Origin of the sequence: Actinoplanes sp. NPDC020271 (assembly GCF_044388125.1) — a bacterium.
Taxonomy (GTDB): domain Bacteria; phylum Actinomycetota; class Actinomycetes; order Mycobacteriales; family Micromonosporaceae; genus Actinoplanes.
Genome location: NZ_JBIRWQ010000001.1, coordinates 832,246 through 844,145, shown reverse-complemented (window position 1 = coordinate 844,145; position 11,900 = coordinate 832,246). Strand labels below are relative to the sequence as shown.

Annotated in this window: 9 protein-coding genes; all 9 read left to right on the top strand. The window is 71.5% G+C overall.

All coding sequences use genetic code 11. The features are described from left to right. The first annotated feature begins 65 nt into the window (after positions 1–65). The 9 genes from ACH442_RS03735 to rpmA all read left to right on the top strand — a co-directional run bounded on the left by ACH442_RS03735 (position 66) and on the right by rpmA (position 11,354). Complete coding sequence (locus tag ACH442_RS03735; RefSeq protein ID WP_396120991.1) at positions 66–863, top strand: alpha/beta fold hydrolase; 798 nt, start codon at positions 66–68, stop codon at positions 861–863. A gap of 29 nt (positions 864–892) precedes the next feature. Next, positions 893–3,391: a SpoIIE family protein phosphatase gene (locus ACH442_RS03730; RefSeq protein WP_396120990.1), complete on the top strand. Its 2,499-nt coding sequence runs from the start codon at positions 893–895 to the stop codon at positions 3,389–3,391. Then, positions 3,388–3,732 carry an STAS domain-containing protein gene (locus tag ACH442_RS03725; RefSeq protein ID WP_396120989.1) on the top strand — a complete coding sequence of 115 codons (345 nt, stop codon included), beginning with the start codon at positions 3,388–3,390 and terminating at the stop codon, positions 3,730–3,732. The genes ACH442_RS03730 and ACH442_RS03725 overlap by 4 nt, the downstream gene beginning before the upstream one ends. A 23-nt stretch (positions 3,733–3,755) precedes the next feature. Beyond that, complete coding sequence (locus tag ACH442_RS03720) at positions 3,756–5,699, top strand: TIGR03960 family B12-binding radical SAM protein (protein ID WP_396120988.1); 1,944 nt, start codon at positions 3,756–3,758, stop codon at positions 5,697–5,699. 52 nt (positions 5,700–5,751) lie between these two features. After that, positions 5,752–6,486 (top strand): TIGR03936 family radical SAM-associated protein, encoded by a 735-nt coding sequence (locus ACH442_RS03715; protein WP_396121036.1) that lies wholly within the window; start codon positions 5,752–5,754, stop codon positions 6,484–6,486. Positions 6,487–6,616: 130 nt separating this feature from the next. Further along, positions 6,617–9,979 (top strand): Rne/Rng family ribonuclease, encoded by a 3,363-nt coding sequence (locus ACH442_RS03710; protein WP_396120987.1) that lies wholly within the window; start codon positions 6,617–6,619, stop codon positions 9,977–9,979. A gap of 106 nt (positions 9,980–10,085) precedes the next feature. Further along, entirely contained in the window at positions 10,086–10,601 is a 516-nt protein-coding gene (locus ACH442_RS03705; RefSeq protein WP_396120986.1) for a hypothetical protein, read from the top strand. A gap of 172 nt (positions 10,602–10,773) precedes the next feature. Then, the gene (rplU, locus tag ACH442_RS03700; RefSeq protein WP_014688346.1) at positions 10,774–11,088 is read left to right on the top strand and encodes a 50S ribosomal protein L21; all 315 of its coding nucleotides are present in this window, start codon (positions 10,774–10,776) and stop codon (positions 11,086–11,088) included. Positions 11,089–11,096: 8 nt separating this feature from the next. Then, positions 11,097–11,354: a 50S ribosomal protein L27 gene (gene rpmA, locus ACH442_RS03695; protein WP_396120985.1), complete on the top strand. Its 258-nt coding sequence runs from the start codon at positions 11,097–11,099 to the stop codon at positions 11,352–11,354. The last annotated feature ends 546 nt before the right edge of the window (positions 11,355–11,900 follow it).

Sequence of the window (11,900 nt, the reverse complement as noted above, 5' to 3'; positions counted from 1 at the left end):
ACCCCTACTTCACATCCCGTCACTGGGGTGACACCTCTCACTGCCTCCGGGAGGGTTCGTACCGTATGGGCACCACACAGAGAAACGCCGTCACTGTGCACGGCCGGGAGTCCGGCCAGCCGATGCTCTTCGCGCACGGCTACGGGTGCGACCAGAACATGTGGCGGTTCGTCACGCCCGCGTTCGCCGACACGCACCGGATCGTGCTCTTCGACCACGTCGGCAACGGCCGGTCCGACCTGGCGGCGTACGACGACGCCAAGTACTCCACGCTCGACGGGTACGCCACCGACGTCCTGGAGATCATCGAGGAGCAGGACCTGCGCGACGTGCTCTTCGTCGGCCACTCGGTGAGCGCGATGATCGGCCTGCTCGCCGCCGTCCGGCAGCCCGAGCGGTTCGCCGGCGTGGTGATGATCGGCCCGTCGCCGCGCTACATCAACGACGAGACCGACGGTTACGTCGGTGGCTTCGGCCGGTCCGACATCGAGCAGATGCTGGTCGCGCTGGACAGCAACTACTTGGGCTGGTCCAGCGCGATGGCACCGGTGATCATGGGCAATCCGGAGCGTCCGGAGCTCGGCGAGGAGCTGACGAACTCGTTCTGCCGCACCGATCCGGCGATCGCCAAGAAGTTCGCCCGGGTCACGTTCCTCTCCGACAACCGGGCCGATCTGCCCCGGATGCGGGTGCCCTCGCTGGTCCTGCAGTGCTCGGACGACGTCATCGCGCCCGCCGTGGTCGGTGAGTACGTTCACAAGCACACCCCGCAGAGCACGTTCGCGACGCTGAACGCGACCGGCCACTGTCCGAATCTGAGCGCCCCGGAAGAGACGGTTGACGCGATCAAGTCCTGGTTGTAAACAGCGGGCATGATCGGCGGAGCAGAGGCGTGAGTGAATCTGGTGGGCCGGACGTGACGAGTGAGTTGCGACTGCCCTGGGACGACGATCCCGAGGACCTGTACGAGCATGCGCCGTGCGGCTATCTGACGATGCTCCCGGACGGCACGGTCGTCCGGGTCAACCAGACGTTCCTGGACTGGACCGGGTACGAACGGTCCGCGCTGGTCGGTCACCGGCGGTTCCGTGACCTGCTCGCGCCGGGTGGCCAGATCTACCACGAGACTCACTACGCACCGTTGCTGGCGATGCAGGGTGAGGTCCACGAGATCGCGCTCGACGTGCTCTGCGCGGACGGGTCACGGGTGCCCGTGCTGGTCAACTCGGCGCTGGAGCGCGGCCCGGGCGGCGCTCCCCGGGTCATCCGCACGATGGTCTTCAACGCCACCGAGCGGCGCAGCTACGAGAACGAGCTGCTGCTCGCCCGCGAGGTGGCCGAGGCTGCCGAGCAGCGGATCCGGGTGCTGCAGCAGATAGTGGCCGAGCTGTCCGCCGCGCCGACCGAGGCGGAGGTGGCCGAGACCGTGCTGCGGGCGCCCGAGCCGGCCTTCCAGGCCACCAGCAGCAGTATCTACCTGGTCGACGTCGAGCGGGACCAGCTGATCGCGGTCGCCTCCACCGACCCGACCACCGGCAACTGGGACGACATGCCGCGCTCGTCCGAGCGGGCGGTCGCCGAGGTGGCCCGCCGCGGTGACCTGCACGTGGTGCACAACCTCGCCGAGGCGACCGAGCACTTCCCGGACCTGGCCCGCACGATGACCGCCTCCGGCCGCCGGACCGTGGTGCTGCTGCCGCTGACCACCGGCCCGGCCGAGGACCAGACCGGGGTGACCGTGCTCGGTGTGCTGGCGTTCAGCTTCGCCGACGAGCGGGAGCTGACCGACGGCGAGCTGCGCGTGATCCGGCTGCTCGGCCAGCAGGCCGGTCAGGCGCTGGACCGGGCCCGGCTCTACGACGACGCCCGCCGCCGCGAGGAACGGGCCGCGTTCCTGGCCGCCACCACGCGGGCCCTGGACGAGGAGCACCGGCTGCTGCAGCGCGGCCGCCGCCTGGTCGAGCAGGTGGTGCCGGAGATCGCCGACTGGGCGACGGTCCGGCTGCACGTCGGCTCGGCCGGGCTGCGCGAGGACGCGGGCGGTCCCGGTCCGGACGAGGAACTGCTCAGCGAGCGCATCACCGAGGTGACCCGCTCGGTGAAACCGGTCTTCGCCACCGACGGTGACCGGCTCGGCTGCACGGTCCTGCCGATCACCGCGCGTGGACGTGTGCTCGGCACGCTCTCCCTGCGGATGGCCGCGTACCGGCGCGGCGCCGAGGCCGAGCGGGCGTTCCTCGTCGACCTGGCCGATCGGGCCGGGCTGGCGCTGGAGAACGCCCGCCTCTACGAGCAGGAACGCGCGATCGCCCGGTCGCTGCAGCGCAGCCTGCTCGCCACCGACGTGCCCTCGGGCGACCCGCGGTTCGCGCTGGAGACCCACTACCAGGCAGCCGGGCGTGACCTGGAGGTCGGCGGCGACTGGTTCGACGCGTTCCTGATCACCCCGAACCGGCTGGCCGTGGTGGTCGGCGACGTGGTCGGCCGGGGCCTGGAGGCGGCCAGCACGATGGGGCAGCTGCGCAGCGCGATCCGGGCGCTGGCGAACGCCGCCGGGGGACCGGCCCGGCTGCTGGAGGGCCTGGACCTGTTCTGCCAGCGGGTCGAGTCGGCGCGGATGGCCACGGTCGTCTACGGCGAGGTCGACCTGGACACGTGCGAGCTGGTCTACGCGTGTGCCGGGCACCTGCCGCCGCTGCTGCACCAGCCCGCCGGCTCGGCCGAGTTCCTGCTGCAGGCCCGCTCCGGGCCGATCGGCACGCGGGCCGGTGACCGCCGCCGGACCGAGCACCGGATGCGCTTGAACCCGGGCAGCCGGCTGCTCCTCTACACCGACGGGCTGGTGGAACGCCGGGACCGGCCGATCGATCGCGGTTTCGAGGTGCTCAACCGGGCGTTCAGCCGGTTGCGCGGTGCGCCGCTCAAGGGCCTGACCGAGGCGCTCTCCGACACCATGGTGGGCCGCGACCACGGCGACGACGTCTGCCTGCTCTGCCTCACGCTGGGCGCGGAGGAACGGCTGGAACGCACACTCGGCGCCGACCCGCTGCAGATCGCGCTGCTCCGCTCGGACATGCGGGCCTGGCTGATCGCGCACGCGGTGGACGAGGAGTGCATGGACGCGGTGCTGCTGGGCTGCTCCGAGGCGGTGGCGAACGCGATCGAGCACGCCTACCGGGACGACCCGTTCGGCGTGGTGGACGTGTCCGCCACGATCACCGACGACGCGGTGGAGATCCGGGTCACCGACCACGGCACCTGGCGCGGCCCGGGGCACTCCCGCGGCCGCGGTATGCAGCTGATCGAGGAAGCCATGGACGACGTGATGGTGGACCGGGGCGACGGCACCACGGTCACCATGCGCCGCCATCGGGGAGAGGCACGTTCATGACCGACCAGTGGGTGACGTTCTCCAGGCGCGGGGTGGCCGAGGCCGTACACCTGAAGGGTGAGATCGACCTGGCGAACGCGCACGACATCGGCCGGGCGATCGTCGCCCGCACCACGTCGGCCGATGCCGTGCTGATCGACCTGACCGCGGTCTCGTTCCTGGACAGCGCCGGGGTGCGGCTGCTCGACCTGATCGTCGGCGAGCTCGACGAGCGGGGTAAACCGATTCGGCTGGTGGTCGGCGAACGCGGCGCGGCCCGGATGACGCTGCAGCTCTGCGCGTTCCGCAACGACCTGTTCGCGATCGACCTCGACCATGCTGCTGAGGATCTGGGCCGTTAGCCTCTCGCGTACGCTGGACACCCATGAGCGTCAGTTCCGTCTTCCCGCAGCTCGAGCAGCTCCTGCCCCGGGTCAGTAAACCGATCCAGTACGTGGGCGGCGAGCTCGGCGCCGTCGTCAAGGACTGGGACGCCACCACCGTCCGGTGGGCGCTGATGTACCCGGACGCGTACGAGGTGGGCCTGCCCAACCAGGGCGTGCAGATCCTCTACGAGGTGCTCAACGAGCAGCCGGACGTGCTGGCCGAGCGGACGTACGCGGTCTGGCCGGACCTCGAGGCGCTGATGAAGGAGCACGGCGTCCCGCAGTTCACGGTCGACGCGCACCGGCCGGTCCGGGCGTTCGACGTCCTCGGCCTGTCGTTCGCCACCGAGCTGGGCTACACGAACATGCTCAGCGCGCTGGAGCTGGCCCAGATCCCGCTGGAGAGCAAGGACCGCACGGTCGACGACCCGATCGTGCTGGCCGGCGGTCACGCCAGCTTCAACCCGGAGCCGATCGCCGACTTCATCGACGCCGCCGTGCTCGGTGACGGCGAGGAAGCGGTCCTGGAGATCACCGGGATCATCCGGGAGTGGAAGGCCGAGGGGCGCCCCGGCGGGCGGGACGAGATCCTGCTGCGCCTCGCGCGGACCGAGAGCATCTACGTCCCGCGGTTCTACGACGTCGACTACCTGCCGGACGGGCGCATCCAGCGCGTCGTGCCGAACCGTCCGGACGTCCCGTTCCGGGTGGCCAAGCGCACCACGATGGATCTCGACGCGTGGCCGTACCCGAAGAAGCCCCTGGTTCCTCTGGCCGAGACGGTCCACGAGCGGTACGCGGTGGAGATCTTCCGCGGCTGCACCCGGGGTTGCCGGTTCTGCCAGGCCGGCATGATCACCCGCCCGGTGCGGGAGCGGTCGATCACCACGGTCGGCCAGATGGTCAAGGAGGGGCTGGAGTTCTCCGGCTACAGCGAGGTCGGCCTGCTCTCGCTCTCCAGCGCCGACCACTCCGAGATCGGTGACATGTGCTCCGGCCTGGCCGAGCAGTACAAGGACACCAACGTCTCGCTGTCGCTGCCGTCCACCCGGGTCGACGCGTTCAACATCGACCTGGCCCAGGAACTGTCCCGCAACGGGCGGCGCACCGGCCTCACCTTCGCGCCCGAGGGCGGCTCGGAACGGATCCGCAAGGTCATCAACAAGATGGTGACCAAGGAGGACCTGATCCGGACCGTCGTCACGGCCTACTCCAACGGCTGGCGCCAGGTCAAGCTGTACTTCATGTGCGGTCTGCCCAGCGAGACCGACGAGGACGTGCTGGAGATCGCCGAGATGGCGCACGAGGTGATCCGGGCCGGCCGCGAGGCCGCCGGCACCAAGGACATCCGCTGCACCGTCTCGATCGGCGGTTTCGTGCCGAAGCCGCACACCCCGTTCCAGTGGGCGAAGATGGACACGCCCGAGGTGATCGACGGCCGCCTCAAGATGCTCAAGCAGGCCATCAACAGTGACCGCTCGCTGGGCCGGGCGATCGGTTTCCGCTATCACGACGGCGAGCCGTCGCTGATCGAGGGCCTGCTGTCCCGCGGCGACCGCCGGGTCGGCCAGGTCATCCGCCGGGTCTGGGAGAAGGGCGGCCGGTTCGACGGCTGGTCCGAGCACTTCTCCTACGCCCGCTGGGTCGAGGCCTGCACCGAGGTGCTCCCGGACCTGGGCGTCGACCTCGACTGGTACACGACCCGCGAGCGCGAGGAGACCGAGGTCCTGCCCTGGGACCACCTGGACTCCGGCCTCGACAAGGACTGGCTCTGGCAGGACTGGCAGGACTCGATGTCCGAGTTCGAGCAGGACGACTGCCGCTGGACCCCGTGCTTCGACTGCGGCGTGTGCCCGTCGATGGACACCGAGATCCAGATCGGTCCGACCGGTAAGAAGCTGCTTCCCCTGACCCCGGTGAACGGCCTGCGGGTCCCCGTTTAGGAGTGCGACGATTCCCCCGAAGAACCAGCCCGTGGGCGGTCAGGCCCCGGTCGTGCAGCGGATCCGCCTTCGCTATGCGAAGCGCGGGCCGCTGCGCTTCACCTCCCACCGGGACTTCGCCCGCGCCTTCGAGCGTGCGCTGCGACGGGCCGGCGTCCCGATAGCCTTCTCGCAGGGCTTCACCCCACACCCCAAGATCTCGTACGCGAGTGCCGCCCCGACCGGGGTCGGCAGCGAGGCGGAGTACCTGGAGATCGGTCTGCAGGCCGAGACCGACCCGGAGCAGTTGCGGGTCGCCCTGGACGCCGCGCTCTCCCCGGGCCTGGACGTGCTGGAGGCGGTCCCGGCCGGTGCGGGCAGCCTCGCCGACCGGATCGACGCCTCTCTCTGGCGGCTGGAGCTGTTCGAGGTGACTCCGGCCACTGCTCAGGAGGCGGTCGAGGCGTTCCTGGCCGCCGACGAGGTGCTGGTCGAGCGCATGACCAAGCAGGGCCGACGGTCGTTCGACGCGCGCGCAGCGGTCGTCAGGTGCATGGTGGTAACAGAGCCGGACCTACCTTCCGGGGCCGGTGGAGTACCGTGTGCGATAATCGACCTTGTCGTACGGCAGGTAACGCCCGCCGTTCGGCCCGATGACGTCCTCTCCGGCCTGCGCGTGGTGGCCGGCCTGGAGCCGCCGGTCCCTGCGAGGGTGACCCGGCTGGCCCAGGGCACACTCACCGCGCAGGGGGAGATCGTCGATCCGTTGGAGGCGGATCGCGAGGGCGTCGGCATCGGCGGACACTGACCGGGATCCGGTCGGCGTTCATTGGCAGACTTCGGCAGCCCGTCCGTCTCGGCCGGGCCCGAAATACTTGCAGCGATCCTGCGTGGCAGCGCTCACCCGCGCCCGGGGTCGCCAGAACTGGAGAGCGCCCATGCTCGATAACGAGCCCCCAGCCAATCTGGGAGAACAGGGCGGTGAGCGGGACGGTGCTGTTTCGCCGCCCACGGAAACCGCCGCTGCTACCCCGGCCCGCCGGACGCGTGCCCCGCGTCGCAAGGCGGCCGCTCCTCCGGCGGAGGAGTCAGCGACCCCTGCGGACGTTTCCGCCGAGGCCGCCGGGACTCCGGCTGCCGAAACGCCGGTTGCCGATACCCCGGCTGCCGAAACGCCGGTTGCCGATACCCCGGCGCCGGTGAAAAAGGCCACTCGCAGCCGTCGCAAGGCGGCCGCTCCGGCCGCTGCCGCGGAGAGCCCTGAGCCCGCCCCCGCGCCCGAGGCTGTTGCCGAGGCCGAGGTGCCGGTGAAGCCGGTCAAGAAAGCCACCCGTAGCCGCCGCAAGGCCGCCGCTCCCGCTGCGCCGGAATCCTCCGCCGAGCAGCTGGAGATCCCGCAGCCCGCCGACGAGCCCGCGCCCGTCGCGGCCGAGGCCACGCCGGCCCCGGTCGAGCCGGACGTGCCCGCCCCGGCCGCGGTCACCGAGGCGGCCGAGACCGCCGAGGAAGAAACCGCCGAGGAAGCGACCCCGGTCGCCGATGTGCCGGTCGTCGGTGTGCTCCCGCTGGACGACGACTTCGTCGAGGAGAAGCCGGCCTCCCGGTCCCGGACCCGCCGCGCCGCGATGCCCCCGCCCGTCCTGTTCATGCCGCCGGAGGCGACCGAGGCCGAGCCCGCTCCGGTGAGCCGGCGCCGTCGCCCGGTCACCGACCCGCTGGCCCCGGCCCCCGCGCCGGAGCCGGTCGAGGCCGCTGCCGCCGAGCCCGCCGAGACCGCGTCCGCGCCGATCGCGGAGGTCACGGAGGAGCCCGCCGAGGGCACCCGCCGCAGCCGCCGCCGTCGCCGGGGCACCGCCGAGGAGCAGCCGGCCGCCGATCCGGTCGTCGCCGAGGCCGAGGCGCTGGTGGTCGACGAGGTGGACGAGAGCGCCGACGACGTCGAGGACGGCGTCGACGACGAGTCCGAGGACGACGAGGCCGGTGGCCGCCGCCGTCGCCGCCGGGGCCGTCGTGGCCGTGGCCGCGGCAAGGGCCCGTCGGACGAGGCGGACGAGAACGATCCCGAGGGCGAGGAGCCGGAGGGTGACGCCGAGGCGTCCCACGACGACGAGGCCGAGGACGAAGAGGGCGAGGAGGGCGAGGGCGGAGTCACCCGCCGGCGCCGTCGCCGCCGCCGCAAGGGCTCCGGCGGGGACGCCGAGACCGGTGGCATCGAGGACGGCGTGCACACCGTCGTCCGGGTCCGCGAGCCGCGCCGCACCGACGAGGTGCAGGGCGTCTCCGGCTCCACCCGGCTCGAGGCCAAGCGTCAGCGCCGCCGGGACGGTCGCGAGCAGCGGCGTACCCGTCCGCCGATCCTGAGCGAGTCGGAGTTCCTGGCCCGCCGCGAGGCGGTGGACCGGGTCATGGTCGTCCGGCAGAAGTCCGACCGCACCCAGATCGCGGTCCTGGAGGACGGCGTCCTGGTCGAGCACTACGTCGCCCGGGCCACCTCCGGCACCATGGTCGGCAACGTGTACCTCGGCAAGGTGCAGAACGTGCTGCCCAGCATGGAGGCGGCCTTCGTCGACGTCGGCCGGGGCCGCAACGCGGTGCTCTACGCCGGTGAGGTCAACTGGGACGCCACCGGGCTGGAGGGCCGGGCCCGCTCGATCGAGCAGGCGCTGCGCTCCGGCGACTCGGTGCTGGTCCAGGTGACCAAGGACCCGATCGGGCACAAGGGCGCGCGGCTGACCAGCCACATCGCGCTCTCCGGCCGGCACCTGGTCTACGTGCCGAACGGCAACGCCTCCGGGATCAGCCGCAAGCTGCCGGACAACGAGCGCAAGCGTCTCCGGGACATCCTGAAGAAGCTGGTGCCGGACGGCGCGGGCGTGATCGTGCGCACCGCCGCCGAGGGCGCCAGCGAGGACGAACTGGCCCGCGACGTCAAGCGGCTGCAGGCCCAGTGGGAGGACATCCAGGCGCGGGCGGCCGAGGGCAACGCCCCGCGCGCCCTCTCCGAGGAGCCCGACCTGGTCATCCGCGTGGTCCGCGACCTGTTCAACGAGGACTTCCGCGAGCTGATCGTGCAGGGCGAGCAGGCGTACGGCGAGGTGGAGGGCTACCTGCACTCGGTCTCGCCGGATCTGGTCGAGCGGCTGCACCGGCACACCGGCGTCGGCGACGTCTTCGCCGAGCACCGGATCGACGAGCAGATCCTCAAGGGCCTGGACCGCAAGGTCTTCCTCCCGTCCGGCGGTCACCTGGTGATCGACCGGACCGAGGCGATGACCGTGGTCGACGTCAACACCGGTAAGTACACCGGCGCCGGCGGCAACCTGGAGGAGACGGTCACCCGTAACAACCTGGAGGCGGCCGAGGAGATCGTGCGCCAGCTGCGGCTGCGTGACCTCGGTGGCATCGTGGTGATCGACTTCATCGACATGGTGCTGGAGAGCAACCGCGAACTGGTGCTGCGCCGGCTGACCGAGTGCCTGGGCCGGGACCGGACCAAGCACCAGGTCACCGAGATCACCTCGCTGGGCCTGGTGCAGATGACCCGTAAGCGCATCGGCGCCGGGCTGCTCGAGGCGTTCAGCGAGACCTGCGACCACTGCAAGGGTCGCGGCGTGATCATCCACCACGAGCCGGTGCCGGAGAAACGGTCCAACGGCAACGGCGGTGGGAACGGCAGCGGCGCTGGTGCGGTGACGCAGGTGAAGGCGGTCGCGGCGGCGGCGCGGACCGAGGCTCCGGTCCAGCCGGCTCCGGTTCAGCAGGCTCCGGCCGGTGGCCGGTCGCGGCGGCGGCGCGGCGGTGACGCCCCGGTGGTCGAGCAGCCGGTGGAGGTCGAGGCGCTCGAGGCCCCGGTCGTCGAGGCCGAGCCGGTCGAGGCCGGTCCGGCGGCGGAGGTGGCCGAGGTGCCGGTCGCCGAGACGCCCGTGGTTCCGGCCCCGGTGGCTCAGGCCCCGGCGGTTCCGGCTCCGGTGGCTCAGGCTCCGGCGGCTCCGGTCGCCGGGTCGGGCGTGATCGGTTCCGGGATCGTCCGCGCCGCGAAGTCGGCGGTGACCACCACGGACGCCGAGGACGACTACGACATCAGCGGTTACGACCTCTCCCGGTACGAGACCTCCGCCGTCAGCAGCGCGGGGTTCGAGGACGAGGACGAGGACGAGGACGACGACAGCGAGCCGATGCGGCTGGTCGGGGCGGACGACCCGGACGCGGCCGAGGAGGACGAGGACGAGGACGCGGTGGGTGCCGGTCCCGGCCGTCGCCGCTCGCGTCGCAGCGGAGCACGCCGCCGCACCCGTCCCTGAGCTGAGTGAACCCGCCCCGACAGTTAGCTGTAAACAAAGCTAACTGTCGGGGCGGGTTTTCCGTTACCCTCGGCGGGATCGATCCCCGTTCCCCCGAGGAGATCCCATGCGACGCCCCCTCGCGGCCCTGACCGCGCTCTCCTTCGCCCTGCTCGCGGCCGGTTGCTCCGCTGACGCGGGCACGACCGCGACGCCGGCCGCCGGTACCCCGGCTGCGGGTGTGGCTGCGAACTCCACCACCACTGCCGCGGCCGACCCCGCGGTGGCCGCTTCCGCCGATGCGGCGCTCTCCGCCGACACCAGAGCCATCTGTGATCAGGCCGCCCGGACCAGCACGAGCTTCGGCAGTACCTTCGCCGCCGACTACAAGCTGCTGATCGACGCCGCGGCCCAGGGGGACGCGGCCAAGGCGCAGGCCAAGGAGAAGGCGTCCCGGGACGTGGAGAGCTTCTCCTACGCGCTACTGGACATGTCGAAGCTGGCCGCCGACCCGGCCGTGAAGAAGGCGCTCGCCACGATGGGTGCACAGGTGACCACGCTCAAGGGTGATCTTGCCAAGATCGACGACAAGAAGCTCGCCGACCTGCATGCGACACTGGATGCGGCCTGCGGAAAGAGTTAACCCCGTTTTGGTGTCGGCGCGCCGATGAAGTAGGCTTGCCGACGGCGCTTTTTCGGCGCCTGTCTCGTGCGCCCGGCTTGGTCATTCAACGGCCCGGTCGCGCCGAGGCCCCAGCAGTATCCGCCAGCAGCTTATGTTTTTGGCTGCGTAAGTCTCAGGGAGTCCGCGTCCTATGTACGCGATCGTCAAGACCGGCGGCAAGCAGTACAAGGTTGCCGAGGGCGACGTGATCGAGGTCGAGAAGCTCGTGGGCGAGCCCGGCGACGCTCTGACGCTCGCCGCGGTCCTCCTCGTCGACGGTGACAACCTGGTGACCGACGCGGCCAAGCTTGCCAACGTTACGGTGTCCGGCGAGATCGCCGAGCACACCAAGGGTCCGAAGATCCGGATCCACAAGTTCAAGAACAAGACCGGCTACCACAAGCGCCAGGGTCACCGCCAGCCGCTGACCCGCGTCAAGGTGACCGGCATCAAGAGCGGGAAGTAGGCGTAGACATGGCTCACAAAAAGGGTGCATCCAGCTCGCGCAACGGCCGTGACTCCGCCGCCCAGCGGCTCGGTGTCAAGCGTTTCGGCGGCCAGCTCGTGAACGCCGGCGAGATCCTGATCCGCCAGCGTGGCACGAAGTTCCACCCGGGCGACCTGGTCGGCCGTGGCGGCGACGACACGCTGTTCGCGCTCTCCGCGGGCAACGTGCTCTTCGGCACCAGCCGTGGCCGCAAGACCGTCAGCATCGTGCCGGTCGCGGAGTAATACTGCTGAAGCGGGCCGCGGACCTCTCGGGGTCCACGGCCCGCTTTTGTTTTGCGCGCTCGCTCGGCCCGGCGCCGTTGCCGGCCCACCCGGCGCGGCAAGCCGGCTGGCTTCCAGGGTGGTCAGGAAGCACGAATGACCACCCTGGAAGCCAGCCGGAGACCGCAACCGCGGCGCTGACCGGTCGCTGGGGCCGGTTGGAACCGAGGGTGCTTCAAGGAGTTCGAGGCGCCTTCTGAGCACCAGCCGGAAGCCCGGCGCCGCCCGGCGGCGCGGGAGCCCGGCACGGCGCAGGCGCATCGCGGCGGCAGGGCGGGAGCACGGCGGCGCGGCAGTGGGACGGCGGCGCGGCAGTGGGACGGCGGCGCGGCAGTGGGACGGCGGCGCGGCAGTGGGACGGCGGCGCGGCAGTGGGACGGCGGCGCGGCAGTAGGGCGGCGGCGCGGCAGTAGGGCGGCGGCGCGGCAGTAGGGCGGCGGCGCGGCAGTAGGGCGGCGGCGCGGCAGTAGGGCGGCGGCGCGGGAGCACGGCGGGGAACAGCGGCGC